Origin of the sequence: Rathayibacter sp. AY1F4 (assembly GCF_002931775.1) — a bacterium.
Taxonomy (GTDB): Bacteria; Actinomycetota; Actinomycetes; order Actinomycetales; family Microbacteriaceae; genus Rathayibacter.
Map to the genome: position 1 here is coordinate 1 of NZ_PSVE01000036.1, position 20191 is coordinate 20191.

Genomic DNA, 20191 nt, shown 5'->3' on the forward strand with positions numbered 1-20191 from the left:
GCCCCCGCCCTGCCCGCCGCCGCCCTGGTCTTCGGGTCTCCTTCGGGGCGGGGACGGGGCGCGGCACCTCGATGATCCGTCCTCGGGGAGCGCCTCGGGACGCCGGGCGCGAACGCTCGCGAGGCAGGCGCGCCAGGACGTCAGAACGCGCCAGTGAACCGTGCCGCCGAGCCGTGCCAACGGCACCGCGGAACGTGCCACGCGCCTCCGAGTGCCCGCTGCGCGCCGTTTCGAGACGGCCTACGCTCACCGGATGGACGAGGTGCGGGACGCGTACGGCGCGCGGGCGGAGGAGTACGCGGCGCTGCTCGGATCGGTCGACGCGGGGCCCGCGGCCGACCGCGAGCTGATCGGGTCGTGGGCCGACGGGCTGGAGGGCACGGTCGCCGATGTGGGCTGCGGGCCCGGGCACTGGACGGAGTTCCTCCAGCGCCGCGGAGCCGCCGCTATCGGCGTCGACCCGGTGCCGGAGTTCGTCGCTCTGGCGCGGGCGCGGTTCCCGGACGTCCCGTTCCGGCTCGGCTCGGCGCTCGAGCTCGACGTCGACGGCCTCGGGGGCGTTCTCGCGTGGTACTCGCTCATCCACCTGCCGCCGGCGGAGCTGCCCGGCGCGGTCGCGGCGCTCGCCGCGCACCTCCGACCGGGCGGAAGCCTGCTGATCGGCTTCTTCGAAGGGCCGCGCACGGAGGCGTTCGCGCACGCCGTCGCACCGGCGTGGTTCCATCCGCTCGCCGAGATGCGCGCCCTCGCCGAGCGGGCCGGCCTCGAGGTGGCCCACTCGCTCCGCCGCAGCGCCCCCGGCGTCCGCGACCACGGCGAGCTGATCGCCGTCCGCCCGCGCTGACGCCGAGCTGATCGCCGTCCTCTGATCCGGACGCCGCCGACGCCGCGCTGGTTCCGCGCTGACGGCACCCGCTCCCGCTGGTCACCGGCGGACGACGTCCCGGCCCGTCGCATCACGTCGTGCCACCACACCGCCCCGCCGAGACGCCGCCGTCCCAGCGGTGCTTCGGCGGTCTCGGCGGTGTCCCGGCGGACGAGGGCCGCCGCGCCTAGAGGCGGTCGGCGCGCCACTCCGTGGGGATCTCCTCGCCGCGGCGGAACGCCTCCTCCTCGCGCTCGCGCAGCTCGACGCGGCGGATCTTGCCCGAGATCGTCTTGGGCAGGGGGTGGAACTCGAGGCGCCGCACCCGCTCGAAGGAGGAGAGCAGCTCCCGGGTGTGGGCGAAGATCGCGCTCGCCGTCTCGGCGGTCGGCTCCCAGCCGTCGGCGAGGGTGACGTAGGCCTTCACCACGCTGTGGCGCACCTCGTCCGGAGCCGGCACCACCGCGGACTCGGCGACGGCGGGGTGCTGCAGCAGCACGCTCTCGACCTCGAACGGCGAGATCTTGAAGTCGGAGGACTTGAAGATGTCGTCGGTGCGGCCGACGAAGGTGATCGTGCCGTCGACCGCGCGGACCGCCACGTCGCCGGTGTGGAAGTAGCCGTCGGCGCGGGCACGCTCGGTGCGGTCCTCGTCGCCGAGGTAGCCGGACATCAGGTTGACGGGCTCGACGGAGAGGTCGAGGCAGATCTCGCCGGTGGAGGCGGGCTCGCCGGTCAGCGGATCGACGAGGGCGATGGCGACGCCGGGCAGCGCGCGGCCCATCGCCCCGGGGACCACGGGGGCGCCGGGCGGGTTCGCGATGATCGCGGTGGTCTCGGTCTGGCCGTAGCCGTCGCGGATCGTGAGTCCCCACTCCCGTTCGACGGTCGCGATGACCTCGGGGTTGAGCGGCTCGCCCGCCGAGAGGATCTCGGTCAGCGCGCGCGGCTTCGCTCCCAGCGCCGACTGGATCAGCATCCGCCACACGGTCGGCGGCGCGCAGAACGTGGTGACCTCGGCCCGGTCGAGCTGCTCGTGCAGTGCGGTGGGGGAGAAGCGGCTGTAGTTGTAGACGAACACGGTCGCCTCGGCGTTCCACGGCGCGAAGAAGCAGCTCCACGCGTGCTTGCCCCAGCCCGGCGAGCTGATCGCCATGTGCACGTCGCCCGGCTGCACGCCGAGCCAGTACATCGTGCTGAGGTGCCCCACGGGGTACGACTCGTGGGTGTGCACGACCATCTTGGGCTTCGAGGTGGTGCCGGAGGTGAAGTAGATCAGGCACGGATCGGAGCTCTGGACGACCACGGTCGGGCTGATGCCGAAGGGCTCGAGCGAGTCGGCGTAGTCGAGCCAGCCCTCGACGGCGCCGCCGACCGCGATGCGCCCGAAGTCGCCCTCCATCTCGTCGAACTTGGCTGTCTCGGAGGCGTCCGCGATGACGTGCGCGACCTCGCCGCGCTCGAGGCGATCGGCCAGATCGGCGGGCGAGAGCAGGGTCGTCGTGGGGAGGATGACCGCGCCGAGCTTCATGATCGCGAGCATCGACTCCCACAGCTCGAGGCGGTTGCCGAGCATGAGCATCACGTGATCGCCCTGCTCGACGCCGACCGAGTGGAGCCAGGCGGCGACCTCGTCGGAGCGCCAGCGCATCCGGTCGAAGGAGTACGTCTCCTCGGAGCCGTCCTCCTCCACGATCCAGAGGGCGGGGCGCTCGTTGCCGATGGCGATCGCGTCGAACCAGTCCACCGCCCAGTTGAAGCGGGGCCCGACGTCCGGCCACTGGAAGGCCTCGTTCGCGGCGACCGCATCGGTGCGGTGCCGCAGGAGGGTGTCGCGGGCGGCGCGGAAGCTCCCGGTGGGGTTCATGCATGTCTCCGTAGCGGTCGAGGTCCGGCCGCTGGCGGGACCGACCCCCATTCTGCTCCCGCCGCGGTGCCGGGTGCTGCGCGACGGAGGCCCGGTGGGGACGCACGTCGGAGGGAGCACCTGTGGAGGAGCGGCCGAGTCCGTCCCACGAATGACGCGGCGTCAGCGGGAGACCGGAGGGCTCGCCCGCCGCAGCAGGCGCTCCCTCCGCTCCCTCCGCGGGACCTCAGTACTTGATGGACTGACCGCCGTCGATCGGGAGGACGGTCGCGTTCACGTAGGAGGCGTCGTCCGAGAGGAGGAAGGCGACGACCGAGGCGATCTCGTCGGCCTCGCCGTAGCGCTTGGTCGGATTGACCTGGATGAACTCCTCGGCCGCCTTGCGCGGGTTCTGCGGGTCGAGCTGCTTCATCGAGTTCTCGACCATCGGGGTCCAGATGGCCCCGGGCGCGATCGCGTTGATGCGGATGCCGAACTCGCCGTACTCGATCGCGGAGTTGCGGGTCAGGCCGACGACGCCGTGCTTGGCGGCCGCGTAGCCGGACTGGTTGCCGATCGCGGTGATGCCGCCGACGCTCGCGGTGTTGACGACCATGCCCGAGCCCTGCTCGCGCATCACCTTCAGCACCTTCTCGAGGCCGAGGAACACGCCCCGGAGGTTGATCGCGACGACCTTGTCGAACTCGTCGGCCGTGAAGTCCTCGGTGAGGTTCTGGCGGCCCTCGATGCCGGCGTTGTTGAAGAAGCCGTCGATGCGGCCGAACGCCTCGAGGGTGCGCGCGACGTAGGCGTCGACGTCCGCCTCCTTCGACACATCGGCGAGGACGGTGATCGACTCGGTGCCCTCGGGCAGGACGTCGACCGTGGCGGCGAGGCCCTGCTCCGAGATGTCGACGAGGGCGAGCTTCGCGCCCTCCTGGGCGAGGCGGACGGCGGCGGCGCGGCCCAGGCCGGATCCACCTCCGGTGATGAGGACGACGCGGTCGGTGAAGCGGGTGCTGGTGGTGGTCATGACGACTCCTGCTCGAAGAGGGATGGGCTCGGAGGCCGTGCGGTCGGCGAGTCCGTATCCATGCGTCTGCATGCAATTGACTCAACGGTACTCCACAGGTGTCGGTTGAGTCTGAGTGCGCGGTCAGGGATGGAGTGATACGGGCTGGGGGCGCCCGCAGTCGAGCCCGGAGGACCCTCACGAGCGGGGCCGCAGGATCCGACGCGAGCACTCGGGTTCTGGGCGGAGCCGCCGCCCCCGCCCCCCCGACTCCGATCCGCCTGGCCGCCGCTTCCGGGCGACCGAGCCGCCCCGGCCGAGCAGGCGGATAGCCGAGCCGCCGCCGATCCGCCGCACGCCCGCCTACAGGTGCGGCTGCCCCGTCGAGGCGCTCGTTCCGCCGTCCACGGCCAGGATCGCGCCGGTGATGTACGCCGCGTCCGCGCTGGCGAGGAACAGCACCGGCGGGGCGATGTCGTCCGGCTGCCCGGGGCGCCCGAGGGCGATGCGATCGATGAAGGGCGCGAGCTCCTCGGGGGTCGAGGCCATCGACTCGGTCAGCGGCGTCTGCGTGAAGGCGGGAGCGACGGCGTTGACCCGCACCCCGTGCGCGCCGAAGTCGAGGGCCAGCGACTGCACGAGCGTCGTGATCGCGCCCTTCGTCGCGTTGTAGGCGGCCTGACCCCAGTCGCCGCGGATGCCCGACACGGAGGAGACGACGACGATGTTGCCGCGGTTCGCCTTGAGGTGGGGGAGCGCCGCCCTCACCGCGTAGAAGAGGGCGTCGACGTTCGTGGCGAAGAGCGAGCGCCAGGCGTCGTCCTCCACCTCCTCGATCGGGCCGCCGAGGTGGCCGGCCGCGTTGTTCACGAGGACGTCGATCCCGCCGAACCTCGCGACGGTGCCCTCGACGAGCGCGTCGACCTCGGCCCGGACCGAGACGTCGGTGGGGACGACCAGGACGCGCTCGGCCGGGAAGCCGGCGACGGTCTCCTCGAGCGTGGCGGGGGTGCGCCCGGCGACCGCGACGCTCGCGCCCTGCTCGAGGAAGGCGCGTGCGATGGAGCGGCCGATGCCGGAGCCGGCTCCGGTGACCAGGACGGTGCGTCCGGCGAAGGGGTAGGTGTTCGAGGCGATCATGGCGGTGCCTTCCGGGTGCAGAGGGGCGGGTCGGCGGGGTGCGCCGGGTACGGCGGGCGTCGGATCCGCCCGGTGCCGATCATCCGCGGCACCCGAGCGGATCGACGGGCCGCCGCGCCGGTACGGAGGAGCTCCCCATCGATCCGCAGCACGGCCCCCGACCCTGGCAACCGCCGCAGAGTGCGATCCGCGGCCGCGCGGGCTCGGGTAGACCGGAGGGACGCCAGTGGACAGGGGGAACCACCATGGACACCACGAGAACGACCGCTCAGCGCCGGGCGACGGGGCTCCGGGCGGGACGGCGCGCGACCGCGCTGGGCGCCTCGGCACTGCTCGCGGCGCTCGCTCTGAGCGGCTGCACGAGCGGCGCCGACCAGGCGGAGGAGGCGACACCCGCCGCTCCCGGCACCGCTGCTCCGACGGCCGCTCCGACCGCGACGCCCACCGAGGCTCCGCTCGGGCCCGTGACGCTGCCCGAGGGAGCGACCGCCGCCGTGCGGTGGACCGATCAGGTCGGCCCCGTCGATCCGCAGACCGTGTACCTCAGCGGCGATCCGCTGCACATCACCGTCTCGGTCGCCTGCGACACCGCGGACGCCGAGGTGACGATCGAGGTCGTCGGCCTGATGACGAGCGGATCGTCGTGCGTCTACAGCCCGAGCACGACCCGCACCGGCACCGGAGGCGGCAACACGGGCACCATGCAGATCGCCGTCGAGCAGGACGCCGAGATCAGGGTGACGACGGTGCCGGACGACGCGCACTGGTCGGCCGCCGTCTCGACCGGGGCGCGGGCCGTCCCCGGGCCCTGACGCCGGCCTGCGCGCTCACGAGAACGCAGAAGTCGCGGTGGTCGAGAGCGACCACCGCGACGTCCGGGCTCTCGAGTCGCCCGGGCGTCAGCCGATCGGGACGCCGAGCTCGGCCATGAACGGCACGGCGTCGACCGCCTCGCCGTCGACCCTTGTCTCGAAGTGCAGGTGGCAGCCGGTGGAGGCGCCGGTCGAGCCGCGCAGCGCGATGACCTGGCCGACGGTGACGGTCTCGCCGACCGACACCATCAGCTCGCTGTTGTGGGCGTAGCCGGTCTCGATGCCGCCGCCGTTGTCGAGCAGGATCCAGTTGCCGTAGCTGCCCTGGTACGACGCCTCCTCGACCGTGCCGCTGGAGGCGGCGAGGACGGGCGTGCCGCAGGCGCCGGCGAGATCGGTGCCCTTGTGGAACAGGTTCACGCCGGCGACCGGCGCGTCGGGGCGGGGGCCGTAGCTGCTGCTGATGTGACCGGAGATCGGGACGACCCACGCTCCGGACGCTCCGGCGGCGGCCGCGGTCGACTCGCCGGAGGTGGCGGTGATCGCGTCGAGGGACGCAGTGGGCACGAGGACCTCGGGCTTGGCCTCGGCGGCGAAGGCGTCGCGGGTGACGCTCTGCTGCACGACTCCGGCCGCCACGAAGCTCTGCGGGCGGGCCGCGGCGACGGCGGTGGCCGTGTCGCGGGTCAGCTCGGAGTCGGCGGTGCCGCCCACGGCGAACGCGGGCATCGTCGACGTGATCGCGATGCCGGCCACGAGGGTCATCGCGGCGACGGCGGAGACGCGGGGTCGCGACGGGCCGCGGGAGGGGCGGCGGCTGCGGGACTCCTGCTCACGGAGCGAGCGACGGGTCGGGAGGGCGGACGGACTGCCGGTCTCGGCTCCTGCGGGGGTGGGAGTCGAGGCGCGTGACGAACGGTGCATGCAGAGGAGGTTCCAGGTCTGCCGACGCTCGAGGGGGGAGGCGAGCGCCGGGTGGGGCAGTGGGGCTGATCGCACGGCTGAGCCGATGCGACCCTCCAAACTACCCGCGTTCCGCCGGAACCGACCTGAGAGAAACCTCCGGAGTCAAGCGGTTGAGCGCATCGATCGGCTCTCGATCCGGAGTGGCGGGGGTGCGCCGGGTCGCCGGTGGGCGTGCTCAGCGGTCGGCGGTGAAGACGAGCAGGGCGATCACACCGGCGACCGTCGCCGCGACTCCGGAGCCCAGGCGCCACCACATCCACTTGTCGCGCCTGGGCCCGCGCACGGGACGCCGGAGGCCGGCGCGGCCCTGGTAGCCGCCGGGATCGTGCTGGAAGACCATGCCCCCAGCCTGCCGAACCCGCGCCCGTCGCGGGGTCGACTCGCCCGCGACTCCCAGCCGCGAACGGCACCGCAGGGCTGAGGCGAGAGCCGAGGAGAAGGAGGAGAGGCGGCGACCGAGGGAGAGAGGAGCAGGACGGCACGGCCGCACGACAGCCGCCGCCCGCGCGCCTAGCGCGGCCCGGGCGCGCTCGCCAGCGGGTTCGCGGGGCGGGTGCCGCTCGGTAGCGTGGGGGAGTCGGCCGGAGCGGTCGACGAGCGGAGGAGCGGACATGGCCGGGACCGGCAAGGACAGGGACGCACGCGACAAGGCGGCGCAGAAGCGCGCGAAGAAGGCGCTGAAGAAGGCCGAGAAGTCGGTGCGCGCGGCGCACGAGGCGGTCCGCGACTCCAGCAAGAAGCTGCGCAAGAAGGCCCGCAAGCTGGCCGAGCAGACCGAGAAGCTCAAGCGGACCCAGGAGAAGGCGGCGAAGAAGGCGACCGCGGCCGAGAACCGCCCGACCACGCCGAAGCACGCCGCCGAGCCGGCGGTCGCCGCCCTCGACCTCACCCCGCCGCTGCCCGGCTCGCAGGAGCCCGCCGAGGATCAGGAGTCCGCCGAGGACGCCGGTGCCGCGGCCGGGTCCGCCGCACAGCAGGAGCCGGCCCCCGACTCCGACCCCGCGCACACCCCGGACCTCACCCCGCCGCTGCCGCGCTCGGCGTCCTGAGCGCGCCCGCCCGAGTGCCATCCGGCCACCGCCGGCCGCTCGACGCCTCGCCCGCCTGAGAATCCGCACAGGATACCCGGGCGGGCGTGCCCCGCGAGGTGAACAGCAGGTGAAGCCTCGCGACCACGCCGGAACGCCTCCCGCCGCGGGAGCATCATGTCTGCGTGGATCCCTTCATCCTGCTCGCGCTCGTCGTCGTCACGGCTCTCGCCTTCGACTTCACCAACGGCTTCCATGACACGGCGAACGCGATGGCCACGTCCATCGCGACCGGTGCCCTGAAGCCCCGCACCGCCGTCGCCCTCTCGGCGTCGCTGAACCTCGTCGGTGCGTTCCTCAGCATCGAGGTGGCGCTGACCGTCACCAACGCGGTCGTGAAGATCCAGGACTCCTCGGGCGCACCCGATCCGGCGCTGCTCGAGGACGGTGGATCCGCTCTGCTGCTGATCGTGCTGGCCGGCCTCATCGGCGGCATCGTCTGGAACCTGCTGACCTGGCTGCTCGGCCTGCCCTCGAGCTCGTCGCACGCCCTCTTCGGCGGCCTGATCGGCTCCGCTCTCGCGGGCCTCGGCCTCAACGGCGTGAACTGGGCCGGCGACGGCACGAAGCTCGACGGCGTCGTCGGCAAGGTGATCCTCCCGGCGCTGATGTCGCCCGTGCTCGCCGGAGCGGTCGCGGCGATCGGCACCTGGCTCGTCTTCCGGGTGATCGGCAACCTCGCCGAGAAGAGCCTCCACCGCGGCTTCCGCTTCGGCCAGATCGGCAGCGCCTCCCTCGTCTCGCTCGCGCACGGCACCAACGACGCGCAGAAGACGATGGGAGTGATCACGCTCGCGCTGATCGCGGCCGGCGGCTGGAGCGACACCGAGTCGGTCCCCTTCTGGGTCAAGCTCAGCTGCGCGCTGGCCATCTCGCTCGGCACCTACATCGGCGGCTGGCGGATCATCCGCACCGTCGGCAAGGGCCTCGTCGAGATCGACACCCCGCAGGGCATGGCCGCCGAGAGCGCCTCCGCCGCGGTCATCCTCGCCTCCAGCCACCTCGGCTTCGCCCTCTCGACCACCCACGTCGCGACCGGCTCGATCCTCGGCTCCGGAGTCGGCCGCCCCGGAGCGCAGGTGCGCTGGCGCGTGGCGCTGCGCATGGTGATCGCGTGGGTCATCACGCTCCCGGCCGCCGCTCTCGTCGGTGCCGTGATGTGGTGGATCGGCCACCTCGTCGGAGGCGCGGCCGGCGGCCTCCTGATGGCCGCGATCCTCGTCGCCGTCGCCTCCCTCATCTACATCCGCTCGCGCCGCGACAGCATCGGTGCGCACAACGTCAACGACGAGTGGCAGGACGCGGCGGCACGCCCCGCGCCCGAGACCGCCGGCGTCTGAGCGAAAGGATCCGCACCGTGCTCTCCCTCTTCCTCTCCGCCGCCGGCCAGGTGGCCCTCGTCGCCGTGCTCCTCGGAGCGGGCCTGCCCGTGCTCTTCGCCGTCGGCGTCCGCTCCTTCGCCGTCGCCGCCGGTGCTCCCGCCTCGGGCGGGTCGGACGCCCCCGCGGTCCGGAGCGGTCTGCCCGCCCCGGTGCTGCGCGGGATCGGCGTGCTCTGCTTCGCCCTCGTCGTCGGCTCGGTCGTGATCGGCCTGAGCGTCATCATCGCGACGGGCCTCGGCCAGTCGGTGAGCTTCGAGCACGTGATCCCGACCTTCGTGCCCAAGGGCTGAGCATGGCCTCGACCGATCCGATCGCGGCGCGGGAGGGGATCGTCGCCCGCGTGGTCGGCTGGCTGCGCGCGGGCTACCCGTCGGGCGTGCCGGAGCAGGACTACCTGCCGCTGCTGGGCCTGCTGCGCCGCAGCCTCACGACGGACGAGGTCGAGCAGGTCGTCGCGCGGCTCCTGTCGGAGTCGGAGCGGGCCGAGACGGTCGTCTCACGGGCCGTCGTGCGCGAGCGGATCGAGCAGCTGCTGCTCGGACCGGCGATGCCCGAGGACGTCGCCCGCGTCTCCTCGCGGCTCGCGAGCGCGGGCTGGCCGCTGGCGGGCCCGGAGTCGCTGGCTGAGCCGGACACCCGCGAGGGCCTGGTCGCGCGCATCGTCCGCTGGCTGCGCGCCGGCTATCCGGCCGGGCTGCCCGAGCAGGACTTCGTGCCGCTGCTGGCGCTCCTCCGCCGCCGTCTGAGCGACGAGGAGGTGGCCGAGGTGGCCGCCGGTCTCGCCGCCGACGCGCCCGCCTCCCGCGCGGACGTCGGCACCGCGATCGCCGGAGTGACCTCGGAGCTGCCCTCGGAGGAGGACATCGAGCGCGTGCGCCGGTCGCTGGCCGCGCTGGGCTGGCCGGAGGAGTTCGCGAGCTGACACGCCGCGGCCCGGGCTTCGGGCCACAGGAGTCCGCGTGCCGATCCGCCGCTGTCGCCGGCGATCCGGCCGGAGAGGCCGCGAGCGGACCCGCCTCGCCGCGATCCCGGGCGGTCCAGCCGTCGAAGGGTGACCCCGCCGGGACCAGGACGCGGACGCTGCAGCGGACGGGGCCCGCCGTGAGCGGGCGGGACGAGCGCTGGAGCGTGTCCTCGGGCGGGCGACAGGCGGCCGCCCGGTCGGCAGGGGAGTCGCGGGGTCACGACGCGCGCCGTCCGCCGTCCTCAGTTCGGCCCGGGTCCGGATCGGCTGCGCAGCCGGCTGCCGGACCGCAGCCCGACCGGAAGGACAGCCCCATGACCGCACCCACCATCGTCCTCGTCCACGGAGCGTTCGCCGACGCCGCGAGCTTCGCCCCGGTCACGCGGATCCTGCTCGACGCCGGCCACGCCGTGCGCGTCCCGGCCGTGCCGAACCGCAGCCTGCTGGGCGACGCGGAGTATCTCCGCTCCTTCGTGGAGCAGCTCGACGGGCCGGTCCTGCTGGCGGGCCGCGAGGACTGGTTCTGGGACTACCGGACCGACGACTACGCCGACGGCCCCGCGCTGGCCGACCCGCAGAGCCACCCGGCGACCCAGACCACCCCGGGGCCGAAGGACCGCGTGCCGGGCGACTGGCAGTACCTCCTCGCCGAGCGGGCCGAGCGCGGCTGAGCCGCGAGCCTCGCGACAGCGCAGAAGTCGTCGTACTCGCGACCGACGACGGCGACTTCTTGATGTTCGCGGCGGCCCGCCGACGAGCGATCGCCACGAGAGTCCAGGAGTCGTCGCACTGGGCGTCGACTGCGACAACTCTTGAGCAGTCGCGGGAGCAGGCCGACGCACACCGACCAGCCGGCGGCCGACGCGGCGCCTGAAGTGCGCCCGTCACCCCCTCTCGACCCCGTCCAGCGCCTCCGCCTCGGCGATCCGCAGCCGCATCTGCCGGTAGCGGTGGAACTGGTACACCCCGTGCAGCACCGCGAGGACGACGGCGGCCGCCATCCCGCACGCGATCGCGGGGACCTCGTCCGCGCCGCTCTGCGTCAGCGCGAGCGCGACTCCGGCGCCCGCCACGATCGAGTTGACCACCGCGATCGCCGAGGACATCGTGAAGAAGATGCCCCGCCAGCTCTGCCGCCGGCCGATCTCGAGCAGCTCGTTCGGCGCGTGGCGGCCGCGCGGCACCGCGAAGTAGGCGCCCGCACCGGGCAGCAGGGTCCCGTAGTAGCGGCGGATGCGCTGGATGGCCGTCAGCGCGGCGATGTCCTCCATCGAGGTCTGCACCAGCCGCTCGTAGGTGAACACCCCCAGCAGCACGACGACCGGGATGATCACCGCGAGGAACCCCATCGCGTACCGGGTCGGGGCGAGGAAGCCGAAGGCCACGAGCGAGCTGGAGAGCATCGTCAGGTAGAGCGAAGCGCGGCTGCTCGACTCCGTCACGGTGATGCCGCGCGCCGACTCCAGCACGAAGTGCTCGGTCAGCAGGGCGTTGAGGAACGCGGCCGGCCGGTCGGGGAGCGACGCGGCGGAGACGGCGGCCTCGGGCAGCGCGGGCGTGCGGGGATGCTCCTCCTCGTCGAGGCGGTCGCCCGGCTCCGGATTCACGGCCGCGCCTCTCGCGGGGCCGCCACGCGACGTCCGCTCTTCGAGTCATCCGACTCGCGCACCGGCTCCACCCGCGCGCCTACCGTCGGACGCGACGCCGAGCACCGCCACCGGGGCGCGTGCGCAGACACCGAAGGGCCGTTCATGACCGACACCCGCCACCTCCACTCGAACCAGCGAGACACCCTCGAGCGGCTGCTCGAGGACTCGCCGAGCCACAACGTCCTCTCGTCGGCGAGGTCCTGCAGAGTCATCGGCGGGGATCCGTGTGGGGGGCCATGCCGTGATCCTCGCGGAGGGAGCCCTCCCGAAGCGTGGCCCTTCCAGGCCCACCTCGCGCGTCGGAGCTCTCCGGCGGATCGGCTTGCTCCCGTCGATCCCCTGTCGTCGCAGGGTCGATCGTCCGCTTGACAGTGCGATGCAGGACGAGATTCTCGACCGGTGCAGCGAGCGGGTCGCCTCCGGCGGGAGCGCGGCGTCCGCGGAGGAGAGCGGACGAGCGCCGGCCTCCGGACCCCGCCCTCACCGCTCCGATCGGCGTCACTGTCGAGCGCGACCTGTGGTCGTGCGTCGAGGTGGCCGGCGTGCGCTGCCTCCGGATGCCGTGCGTACCGCTGAGAAGCCGCATATCTCGGCGGATCGGGCCGGTGCCGCCGCGCCACCGGTGCGAGCATGACCGTAGGAGGCCTGGATGCGTGAATCAGTGATCGTCGTCGAGGACGACGTCGAGATGGGCGAGCTCATCAGGCGCGGTCTCACCGGCGACGGCTACGACGTCGCCCTGTTCTCGAACGGGGTCGACGCGCTGAATGCGGCGCGAGAGGCTGACTACGCCGCCGCCGTCCTCGACGTGATGCTCCCCGGCATGAGCGGCTTCGAGATCTGCCGGCACCTGCGCGCGACAGGCGCCACGCTCCCGGTGATCATGCTGACGGCCCGCGACGCGCTGCAGGACCGCGTCTTCGGGCTCGATGCAGGCGCCGATGACTACCTCGCGAAGCCGTTCCACTTCGAGGAGCTGTCCGCTCGCCTCCGGGCGATGATCCGCAGGGAGCACCTCACGAACCGGGTACCGGTCGTGCTCGGGAACCTGCGCGTGGATCCGTACGCGCACGCCGCGTTCGTCGACGACTCCATGCTGCCGCTGAGCCCGAAGGAGTTCGGGGTGCTGCGCGCGCTCGCGGTGCGTGCGGGGGAGTTCATGCCGCGGGAGGAGATCCTGCTGGAGGTGTGGGGGTCGGCGGAGTTCGTCGACCACAACATCGCGGAGCAGTACATCAGCTACCTCCGCCGCAAGCTCAGCGCCGGCGGCGCGTCGGTCGAGATCGTAAACCGGCGGGGCGCGGGCTACTGCCTCGGGGTGAAGCCGTGAGGTGGCGGTCGCTGTCGATCCGGGTGCGGATCACGGTCTCGAGCCTGCTGGTCGCGATGCTGTTCTTCGGGATCGTCGCGATCATCGTCCGTGAGCAGCTCGATCACATCCTCGACGAGTCCACCATCGAGCTCGTCCGCTCCGGAGCCTCGCAGGCGCTGATCGAGGAGAGCCGCGACACCGCTGAGGCGGTCGTGGGCGGGGTGAGCACGACACTGCTGATCGCCCTGGCGATCCTGTTCGTCGCGTTCGCCGCCACGTCCTGGGCCCTGGTCGGCCTCGCGCTGCGCCCCGTGGGGCGGATGCGCGCCATCGCCGACCGGCTGCGCCACGGCCGCTCCACGGAGCTGCTCCCCGTCGGGCCGGCCCGTGACGAGCTCTCCGACCTCGCCGCGACGCTCAACGCGCTGATCGAGGACCTGCGGGAGTCGGCGGACCGGGAGCGGCGGCTCGTCGCCGACGCGAGCCACGAGCTGCGCACCCCGCTCGCCGCACTGCGCACCCGCCTCGAGCTCGCCGAGCGGGTCCGCGACGACCCGGCAGCGCTGTACGCCGACGTCGTCGACGCGCGCCGCTCGGTCGATCGCCTCCAGTCCCTGACCGACGGGCTGCTGATCCTGTCGAGGATCGACGCCGGCGCGGTGGTCGGCGACGGCACGTCGACGGCTCTGCGCGCGGAGGTCGCCGACAGCGTCGACCGCGCCAGGATGCTCGCCCGCGACCGGGACCTCGTCATCGACTTCGTCGCCCCCGCCTCGACCGTCGCCGCCCGCTACCCGATCTCCCCGACCGACTTCGGCCGGATCCTGGACAACCTGCTCGCGAACGCCATGACCGCGACGCCCGACGGCGGCAGCGTCACCGCGACCCTCGTCGAGCGCGCCGAGGAGATCGTCCTCTCCGTGGACGACGACGGCCCGGGCGTCCCCGACGCGTTCCTCGCGGTCGCGACCGACCGGTTCACCCGCCCGGACGCCGCCCGCTCCCGTGAGGGCGGCGCCGGCCTGGGGCTCGCGATCGTCGCCGGGCTCAGCCGGTCCGGCGGCGGTGAGCTCACGATCCGCAACCTCGTACCGCGCGGGCTCGGCGTGGAGGTCCGCCTCCCCGTGACGCGCCCCGACCACACCCCTCGCAAGGAGAACCGATGATCGACCCTCAATCCCTGCTCGACGGCGCCGGCCCGTGGGCGATCGCCCTGGTCTGCCTGATCGCGTTCGTCGAGACGGGCCTGCTGATCGGGTTCTTCCTCCCCGGCGACACCCTGCTCTTCTTCACCGGCGTCTTCGTCGCCACCGGCGTGATCGGCCTCCCGGTGCCGCTGGTGATCCTGATGGTCGCCGTGTCCGCGTTCCTGGGCGATCAGCTCGGGTTCGTCATCGGCCGCGAGACCGGCCCGCGCATCTTCGAGCGCAAGGACAGCGGCCTGTTCAGCCGCTCGAGCGTCGCCCGCACCCAGTCGTTCTTCGACCGGTTCGGCGGCTGGGCGGTCACGATCGCCCGCTTCGTCCCGGTCGTGCGAACCTTCGCCCCGGTCGCCGCGGGCGTCGGGAAGATGCACTACGCCCACTTCGTCGGCTTCAACGCCCTCGGCGCGGCCGTCTGGTCCACCGGCGTCATCCTCCTCGGCTTCTTCCTGGGACAGATCCCCGGCGTCGCGGACTTCGTCGGGAAGTACATCGACATCGTCCTCGTCGGCATCGTCGTCATCAGCCTCGCCGGCATCGCTCTGACCTACTGGCGGCAGAGGAACCGCGCCCGACGCGACGCCTGACCGCGGACCTCAGAGAGTCGGCGCCGCGACGGCTCCGCGCGGCCTGCGGCCGACCGCGATCACGGCGACCAGCAGCAGGAAGACCACCAGGGCTCCGAGAGTGACCGGGCCGGTGCCCAGGCCGAGGCCGCTGGTGCTCACGGGGTCCGCGAGCCAGTCGCACACGGACGCTCCGAGCGGTCGGGTGACGACGTAGGCGGACCAGAACGCGAGGACCGCGTTCCTCCCCGTGAACCGGTGCGCGAGGGCCGGTACCGCGATGATCACCGCGAACAGGACGGCGGAGGGCAGGTAGCCGAACCCGAGAGTCGACGCGGTCAGATCACCGGCCGCCGTGCCGAGCGCGAACGTCCCCGAGACGGCCAGCCAGTAGAACAGGGCCCGGCGAGGCGTCGTGATCGAGTGGATCGACAGCGTCCGCTCCACCCGCCACCAGAGGGCGAAGACCACGGCGAGGGCGAGCGCGAAACCGAGCGTGGAGACGAGGTAGGGGACCCCGGCGACCACGTGCAGCACGTCGGCGGCCATCGTGCCGAAGACGCTCACCATCAGCACCGCCAGCCAGTACACCCACGGGATGTACCGGCGCACCGCGAACTGCAGCGCCAGCGCGGCGAGGAACGCGAATCCGGTCGCGCCGACCACGATCACGGGGTCGAACGCGGTCGAGAGGAAGTCCGACGCCGTCTCGCCCATCCCGGTCGTCAGCACCTTGAGGATCCAGAACAGCGCCGTCGCCTCCGGGACCGTGGAGGAGGCGTAGCGGCCGGCGAGGACACCGCCGCGGAGCGAGGATCGGCGCGGGGCGAGAAGGTGCGTCATCCCGTCATGCTCGAGCAGCGGGTGGACCCGCATCCTGTGCTCTTCGCCGGGGCCGTTGAAGATGCACACAGCGACCCGGTTTCCGGCCGAGCAGGGCCGTCGCGATCCTTACTCTCGGAAGCGCTCGCGGGATCCGCCGCGGCTCCCCTCCGACCGGAACGGACCCGATGGACATCCTCCAGGCGATCATCCTCGGCATCATCGAGGGACTGACCGAGTTCCTCCCGGTCTCCAGCACCGGGCACCTCACCATCGCCGAGAAGCTGATGGGCCTCCGCGTCGACGACGCCGGGGTGACCGCGTTCACCGCGATCATCCAGATCGGCGCGATCGCCGCCGTGCTCCTCTACTTCCGGAAGGACATCGCCGAGCTCGCCGTCGCGTGGTTCGTCGGGCTGCGTCACCCGTCGCAGCGCACGCGGACGAACTACCGGATCGCCTGGTACGTCATCCTCGGATCGATTCCCATCGGGGTCATCGGGTTCCTCGGCAAGGACCTCATCAGCGGAGGCCTGCGAAATCTGTGGGTCGTCGTCGCCGCGCTGCTCGGCTGGAGCATCGTGATGCTCGTCGCCGAACGCGTCGGCACCCAGACCAAGGACCGTCGCGCGATCACCCGGAAGGACGCGGTCATCATCGGCCTCGTGCAGTGCATCGCACTGATCCCCGGCGTCTCCCGGTCCGGAGCGACCATCAGCGGTGGGATGTTCCGGGGGCTGGACCGGGTGACGGCGACGAAGTTCGCGTTCTACCTCTCCATCCCCGCGCTCACCGCCGCCGGTGCCTACGAAGCGGCGACCGCCGCGTCCGATGTCAGCGTGAGCGTCGGCTGGATTCCGACCCTCGTCGCGACCCTCGTCTCCTTCGTTGTCGCGTACGCATCGATCGCGTGGCTGCTGCGCTACGTCGCCGGCCACGGCTTCGGCGTCTTCGTCGGCTACCGCGTCGCCCTGGCCCTCGTCGTGTCCGGGCTCCTGCTCACCGGAACGATCGCGGCGAGCTGACCCGATTGCCCGGCGCCCTCCCGCCGGACACACTGGACGGCGACCGACGCTCGTCCATCACTTCCTCGAAGGGGCACCCTGTGCAGTGGAATCTCGAAGTCGTCCCCGTCAGCGTCGAGGACGTCGCCCGGGCGAAAGCGTTCTACGCCGACCAGGTCGGGTTCCACCTCGACCTCGACGTGCGGATCAGCGACGAGATGCGCATCGTGCAGCTCACCCTGCCCGGCTCGCACAGCAGCATCCAGCTCAAGACCGGCACCACCCGGCTCGAAGGGCTGCAGCTCGTCGTCGACGACATCGACTCAGCCCGCGCCGAGCTCGCCGAGCGCGGGGTGGACGTCAGCCCGGTGACGCACTTCGAGGACGGAGTCCGCCTCGAGGGCCGCGGCGGGGAGTGGAACTCGTTCGTCTTCTTCACCGACCTCGACGGCAACTCCTGGGTCATCCAGGAACGCCCATCGACCAGCTGACCCCGGCGGCCGTGGCCGCGGCGGTCGCGATCTGCGCGGCAGTCTCCGTGGCCGCACTCCGCGCGTTCGGAGTCGTCTCGTTCGCGCGACCGGCGCTGGCGATCCTCCGTGGGGCTGTTCAGCTCGGAGTGCTCGCGGTGATCCTCTCGGGAGTCATCGCGGACCTCCGCTGGGTCCTGCTCTTCCTGGCCGTCATGTTCGGTACCGCGGTGCTCACGGCGTCCGGCCGCCTCGGCCGCACCCGGCGCACGGTCCTCGCGGTCACCGCGGCGATGTCGGCCGGAGTCGCCCTCAGCGCCGGGATCGTCTTCGGGCTCGGAGCCGTCCCGTTCACCGGCCGCTACGTCCTCGCGGTCGGCGGGATCCTCCTCGGCGGCGCGATGACCGTCGCGACCGTAACCGGCCGAGCCCTGGCGATCACGCTCGCCGACCGCTGGGAGCAGGTCGAGGGCTGGCTGGCTCTCGGCGCCCGGCCCCGGCAGGCTACGATCGGCCTGGCGCGGGAGGCGGCCTGGACCGGCCTGGTGCCGCTGACCGACCAGACCAGGACGACAGGTCTCGTCGTCCTGCCCGGCGCGTTCATCGGCGCCGTCTTCGGCGGACTCTCGCCTGTGGCGGCGGGCGTCTTCCAGATCGTCGTGCTCGCGGGCCTGATCGCGTCCGGGTCGATCGTCGCCGTCGTCCTCCTGACGATCCTCCGCGGCGCCGTCGCGAAGCCTCGACCCTGACGAGGCGTCAGCTGAGGGCCCGCCGTCGGGCGATCCGGCGCCAGAGGGGCGGCGGTGACGCCACGCGCTCGGTGTGCAGCCGGACTGCGAGCGGCGCCCAGACGATCAGGGCAACGCCGGCGCCCAGGAGCAGTCCGCCGACCGTGTCGGAGATCCAGTGCGCCCCGAGGTAGGTGCGGCTGAGCATCATCGCCACCGTGTACGCGGCGCCGGCGATGCGGACCCACCAGAGCGGGAAGACGACAGCGAGGACCACCGCGGTCGTGGCGGCGTTCGCGCTGTGGCCGGAGGGGAACGAGCCGAAGTCGGCGTTCACGAGTATCTCCAGCGGCCTGGGACGACCGATCGCGTTCTTGAAGATCTGCACCAGCAGCCCGCCGAGCGGCGCGGCGATCGCGAAGTACGTCGCCGCCCAGCGTCCGCGCCGGATCAGCAGCGCCACGAAGACGATGAGAGGGATCACGATCGTGCCGAGGATCCCGCCTCCGAGGCTGTTCATCACCAGCGACGGCACGAGCCAGAACGTGGACCGGTGCTCGATGATCTCGTTCATCCAGGCGGTGTCGAATCCGAACGGCTTGTCGTGCTCGCGGTAGAAGATCAGCGCGGCCAGGAGGACGGTGAGCAGCGCCGCGAGGCCGGCCGAGATCAGCGGCCAGCGTCGCGCTGCCCGGTAGGCGATCTCACCGTCCGATAGGGGATCCCGGTTCGGCATCAGTGTCGTCCTCGTCTCTCGACGCGGAGCGCGCCGGAGGAGTCCACGCTACGAACGTGCGTCCACCTGCGGCAGAGGATTCTCCTGCAACTGTTGTGAAAGCACAGAACCTCAGCCCATCGGCTCGGTACTGACCTGGTCGAACCGCGCTGCTTCGGGTCGTTGTGAGCACACACAACGCAGTACGGCGCATCCCGAGCCGCCGCCCACGTCCCGACTGAGACTCTGCGGGCATGGACATCTCAACGACGACATCCCGCGCCTCGGGCCGGCGGCTGCTCAGCAAGGTCCCCGAGGTCACCATCTGGTTCTGGATCATCAAGATCCTCTGCACCACGGTCGGTGAGAGCTTCGCCGACTGGATCAACATGGTCCTCGGCGTCGGCCTCATCGCGACCGCCGTGATCTTCATCGTGGTCACCGCGGTGGTGCTCGCCATCCAGATGCGGCTGCGACGCTACGTCCCCTCCGCGTACTGGCTGACCGTCGTCGTGATGAGCGTCACCGGCACCCTGCTCACCGACATCCTCACCGACCAGCTCGGCGTGCCCCTCTGGGCCAGCTCCCTCGTCTTCTCCGTGCTGCTCGTGATCGTGTTCGGCGTCTGGTACTCGAAGGAGCGCACCCTCTCGATCCACAGCATCGACACCACCCCGCGGGAGGCGTTCTACTGGCTCACCGTCCTGGTCACCTTCGCGCTCGGCACCGCTCTCGGCGACTGGACCCTCGAGCTCACCGGCTGGGGCCCCGGCGTCTCGATCCTCCTGCCCCTCGCCCTGATCGCGATCGTCACCGGCCTCTGGCGCTACGGCGCGAACCCGGTCCTCGCGTTCTGGATCGCCTACATCCTCACCCGCCCCCTCGGCGCCAATATCGGCGACTGGCTCGGCCTGTCCCCCGACGAGCAGGGCCTCGGGCTCGGCACCTTCGTCACCAGCATCATCTTCCTGGTCGCGATCCTCGCCACCGTCGTCTACCTCTCCCTCAGCAAGGCCGATGTCGACAAAGGCGCATCCGAGCACCACACCCCGCCCGTCGCCCGCGAACGCCGTTCACTCGTCGCCTTCGCGGTCCTCGCCGTCGCCGTCGTCGGGCTGCTCGCCTTCACCAACAGCCAGCCGCACACCGCCCCAGCACCCGAAGGCGCAGCCCCGGCCTGCGATGCGTCGGGAACGCTGTCCGCAGCTGACGCGAAGGCATCCGTTCAGACCGACTTCCCCTCCGCCGACGTGCAGAACTTCCAGACGATCACCGCCGACACCCTCGCCCTCGTCACCAGCGGCGACCAGGCCGGCGCGAAAGCCCGCGCCACCGACCTCGAGACCGCCTGGGACGACGCGGAGCCTGCGTTGAGCGCCGCGAACTGCCAGACGTGGACCTACGTCGACCAGCAGATCGACCCCGTCCTCTCCTCCGTCCGCGCCGGAAGCCCCGACCCGGTCGCAGAGAAGACGAGCATCCAGGACCTGCTGACCACCCTCGCCGGAGGCTGAACGATGCGCTGCGCACCGGAACGCCTCCTCAACCGAAAGCGTGACTCACGATGACCGACTGGCAGATCAACGGCCTCCCCCTCCACCCCCTCCTCGTCCACGTCGGCGGAGGGGAAGTCGGTCTGAACGGATGC

General features: G+C 72.1%; 22 protein-coding genes. 14 read left to right on the forward strand and 8 right to left on the reverse strand.

The features are described from left to right. The first annotated feature begins 253 nt into the window (after positions 1-253). Complete coding sequence (locus C5C59_RS16285) at positions 254-844, forward strand: trans-aconitate 2-methyltransferase (protein WP_104251324.1); 591 nt, start codon at positions 254-256, stop codon at positions 842-844. Between the two features lie 208 nt (positions 845-1052). On the opposite strand, the gene C5C59_RS16290 is transcribed toward C5C59_RS16285, so the two are convergent. The 3 genes from C5C59_RS16290 to C5C59_RS16300 form a co-directional block, all read right to left on the reverse strand. Next, the gene (locus tag C5C59_RS16290; protein WP_104251325.1) at positions 1053-2732 is read right to left on the reverse strand and encodes an AMP-binding protein; all 1680 of its coding nucleotides are present in this window, start codon (positions 2730-2732) and stop codon (positions 1053-1055) included. A gap of 226 nt (positions 2733-2958) precedes the next feature. Beyond that, positions 2959-3816: a glucose 1-dehydrogenase gene (locus C5C59_RS16295; protein WP_104239335.1), complete on the reverse strand. Its 858-nt coding sequence runs from the start codon at positions 3814-3816 to the stop codon at positions 2959-2961. A gap of 270 nt (positions 3817-4086) precedes the next feature. Beyond that, a complete protein-coding gene (locus C5C59_RS16300) occupies positions 4087-4863 on the reverse strand; it encodes an SDR family NAD(P)-dependent oxidoreductase (RefSeq protein ID WP_258062810.1) in 777 nt (258 codons plus the stop codon). A 245-nt stretch (positions 4864-5108) separates the two neighbouring features. Between C5C59_RS16300 and C5C59_RS16305 the strand changes: the two genes are divergently transcribed. Beyond that, the gene (locus C5C59_RS16305) at positions 5109-5675 is read left to right on the forward strand and encodes a hypothetical protein (protein WP_104239336.1); all 567 of its coding nucleotides are present in this window, start codon (positions 5109-5111) and stop codon (positions 5673-5675) included. An 87-nt stretch (positions 5676-5762) separates the two neighbouring features. On the opposite strand, the gene C5C59_RS16310 is transcribed toward C5C59_RS16305, so the two are convergent. Both C5C59_RS16310 and C5C59_RS17415 read right to left on the reverse strand, forming a co-directional pair. Beyond that, positions 5763-6599, reverse strand: coding sequence for a M23 family metallopeptidase (locus C5C59_RS16310; RefSeq protein ID WP_104239337.1), 837 nt, complete (start codon positions 6597-6599; stop codon positions 5763-5765). 217 nt (positions 6600-6816) lie between these two features. Then, positions 6817-6981, reverse strand: coding sequence for a hypothetical protein (locus C5C59_RS17415; RefSeq protein ID WP_159940529.1), 165 nt, complete (start codon positions 6979-6981; stop codon positions 6817-6819). 271 nt (positions 6982-7252) lie between these two features. Between C5C59_RS17415 and C5C59_RS16315 the strand changes: the two genes are divergently transcribed. The 5 genes from C5C59_RS16315 (at position 7253) to C5C59_RS17675 (ending at position 10746) form a co-directional block, all read left to right on the forward strand. Continuing rightward, on the forward strand, positions 7253-7690 hold the full coding sequence (locus tag C5C59_RS16315) for a hypothetical protein (protein WP_104239338.1): 438 nt from the start codon (positions 7253-7255) through the stop codon (positions 7688-7690). Between the two features lie 164 nt (positions 7691-7854). Next, on the forward strand, positions 7855-9069 hold the full coding sequence (locus C5C59_RS16320) for an inorganic phosphate transporter (RefSeq protein WP_104224012.1): 1215 nt from the start codon (positions 7855-7857) through the stop codon (positions 9067-9069). A 17-nt stretch (positions 9070-9086) separates the two neighbouring features. Further along, a complete protein-coding gene (locus C5C59_RS16325; RefSeq protein WP_104227380.1) occupies positions 9087-9401 on the forward strand; it encodes a hypothetical protein in 315 nt (104 codons plus the stop codon). 2 nt (positions 9402-9403) lie between these two features. Beyond that, positions 9404-10033 carry a DUF3349 domain-containing protein gene (locus tag C5C59_RS16330; protein WP_104224010.1) on the forward strand — a complete coding sequence of 210 codons (630 nt, stop codon included), beginning with the start codon at positions 9404-9406 and terminating at the stop codon, positions 10031-10033. Positions 10034-10389: 356 nt separating this feature from the next. Further along, positions 10390-10746, forward strand: coding sequence for a hypothetical protein (locus C5C59_RS17675; RefSeq protein WP_258062811.1), 357 nt, complete (start codon positions 10390-10392; stop codon positions 10744-10746). A gap of 213 nt (positions 10747-10959) precedes the next feature. Here C5C59_RS17675 and C5C59_RS16340 read toward each other — a convergent pair whose 3' ends face one another. Beyond that, entirely contained in the window at positions 10960-11682 is a 723-nt protein-coding gene (locus tag C5C59_RS16340; protein WP_104227440.1) for a hypothetical protein, read from the reverse strand. Positions 11683-12373: 691 nt separating this feature from the next. Between C5C59_RS16340 and C5C59_RS16350 the strand changes: the two genes are divergently transcribed. From C5C59_RS16350 to C5C59_RS16360, 3 genes are read left to right on the forward strand one after another with little or no spacing between them, the layout of a single operon-like run. Continuing rightward, complete coding sequence (locus tag C5C59_RS16350; protein WP_104239340.1) at positions 12374-13054, forward strand: response regulator transcription factor; 681 nt, start codon at positions 12374-12376, stop codon at positions 13052-13054. Then, positions 13051-14202 (forward strand): cell wall metabolism sensor histidine kinase WalK, encoded by a 1152-nt coding sequence (locus C5C59_RS16355; RefSeq protein WP_146082880.1) that lies wholly within the window; start codon positions 13051-13053, stop codon positions 14200-14202. The genes C5C59_RS16350 and C5C59_RS16355 overlap by 4 nt, the downstream gene beginning before the upstream one ends. Then, positions 14199-14825, forward strand: a complete 627-nt coding sequence (locus C5C59_RS16360; protein ID WP_104239342.1) for a DedA family protein — start codon at positions 14199-14201, stop codon at positions 14823-14825. Before C5C59_RS16355 ends, C5C59_RS16360 begins: the two co-directional genes overlap by 4 nt. A gap of 9 nt (positions 14826-14834) precedes the next feature. On the opposite strand, the gene C5C59_RS16365 is transcribed toward C5C59_RS16360, so the two are convergent. Further along, on the reverse strand, positions 14835-15647 hold the full coding sequence (locus tag C5C59_RS16365) for a hypothetical protein (RefSeq protein WP_104239348.1): 813 nt from the start codon (positions 15645-15647) through the stop codon (positions 14835-14837). Positions 15648-15814: 167 nt separating this feature from the next. On the opposite strand from C5C59_RS16365, the gene C5C59_RS16370 reads away from it, so the two are divergent. From C5C59_RS16370 to C5C59_RS16380, 3 genes are all read left to right on the forward strand, one after another. Further along, a complete protein-coding gene (locus C5C59_RS16370; RefSeq protein WP_104239343.1) occupies positions 15815-16651 on the forward strand; it encodes an undecaprenyl-diphosphate phosphatase in 837 nt (278 codons plus the stop codon). 80 nt (positions 16652-16731) lie between these two features. Continuing rightward, positions 16732-17121 (forward strand): VOC family protein, encoded by a 390-nt coding sequence (locus C5C59_RS16375; RefSeq protein ID WP_104239344.1) that lies wholly within the window; start codon positions 16732-16734, stop codon positions 17119-17121. Positions 17122-17132: 11 nt separating this feature from the next. After that, a complete protein-coding gene (locus tag C5C59_RS16380; protein ID WP_258062812.1) occupies positions 17133-17849 on the forward strand; it encodes an ABC transporter permease in 717 nt (238 codons plus the stop codon). Positions 17850-17856: 7 nt separating this feature from the next. Here the strand turns inward: C5C59_RS16380 and C5C59_RS16385 are convergent, their stop codons facing one another. Beyond that, a complete protein-coding gene (locus tag C5C59_RS16385; RefSeq protein ID WP_104239345.1) occupies positions 17857-18564 on the reverse strand; it encodes a phosphatase PAP2 family protein in 708 nt (235 codons plus the stop codon). 233 nt (positions 18565-18797) lie between these two features. Between C5C59_RS16385 and C5C59_RS16390 the strand changes: the two genes are divergently transcribed. Beyond that, positions 18798-20057 carry a hypothetical protein gene (locus tag C5C59_RS16390; protein WP_104239346.1) on the forward strand — a complete coding sequence of 420 codons (1260 nt, stop codon included), beginning with the start codon at positions 18798-18800 and terminating at the stop codon, positions 20055-20057. Positions 20058-20191 lie beyond the last annotated feature (134 nt).

Bases quoted from the DNA above. Each gene is read 5' to 3' on its own strand.
- C5C59_RS16385 (WP_104239345.1), bottom strand. From the start codon at position 18,564: ATGCCGAACCGGGATCCCCTATCGGACGGTGAGATCGCCTACCGGGCA.
- C5C59_RS16390 (WP_104239346.1), top strand. From the start codon at position 18,798: ATGGACATCTCAACGACGACATCCCGCGCCTCGGGCCGGCGGCTGCTC.
- C5C59_RS16285 (WP_104251324.1), top strand. From the start codon at position 254: ATGGACGAGGTGCGGGACGCGTACGGCGCGCGGGCGGAGGAGTACGCG.
- C5C59_RS16310 (WP_104239337.1), bottom strand. From the start codon at position 6,599: ATGCACCGTTCGTCACGCGCCTCGACTCCCACCCCCGCAGGAGCCGAG.
- C5C59_RS16290 (WP_104251325.1), bottom strand. From the start codon at position 2,732: ATGAACCCCACCGGGAGCTTCCGCGCCGCCCGCGACACCCTCCTGCGG.
- C5C59_RS16315 (WP_104239338.1), top strand. From the start codon at position 7,253: ATGGCCGGGACCGGCAAGGACAGGGACGCACGCGACAAGGCGGCGCAG.
- C5C59_RS16305 (WP_104239336.1), top strand. From the start codon at position 5,109: ATGGACACCACGAGAACGACCGCTCAGCGCCGGGCGACGGGGCTCCGG.
- C5C59_RS16350 (WP_104239340.1), top strand. From the start codon at position 12,374: ATGCGTGAATCAGTGATCGTCGTCGAGGACGACGTCGAGATGGGCGAG.
- C5C59_RS16300 (WP_258062810.1), bottom strand. From the start codon at position 4,863: ATGATCGCCTCGAACACCTACCCCTTCGCCGGACGCACCGTCCTGGTC.
- C5C59_RS17415 (WP_159940529.1), bottom strand. From the start codon at position 6,981: ATGGTCTTCCAGCACGATCCCGGCGGCTACCAGGGCCGCGCCGGCCTC.
- C5C59_RS16295 (WP_104239335.1), bottom strand. From the start codon at position 3,816: ATGCAGACGCATGGATACGGACTCGCCGACCGCACGGCCTCCGAGCCC.
- C5C59_RS17675 (WP_258062811.1), top strand. From the start codon at position 10,390: ATGACCGCACCCACCATCGTCCTCGTCCACGGAGCGTTCGCCGACGCC.
- C5C59_RS16370 (WP_104239343.1), top strand. From the start codon at position 15,815: ATGGACATCCTCCAGGCGATCATCCTCGGCATCATCGAGGGACTGACC.
- C5C59_RS16360 (WP_104239342.1), top strand. From the start codon at position 14,199: ATGATCGACCCTCAATCCCTGCTCGACGGCGCCGGCCCGTGGGCGATC.
- C5C59_RS16365 (WP_104239348.1), bottom strand. From the start codon at position 15,647: ATGACGCACCTTCTCGCCCCGCGCCGATCCTCGCTCCGCGGCGGTGTC.
- C5C59_RS16330 (WP_104224010.1), top strand. From the start codon at position 9,404: ATGGCCTCGACCGATCCGATCGCGGCGCGGGAGGGGATCGTCGCCCGC.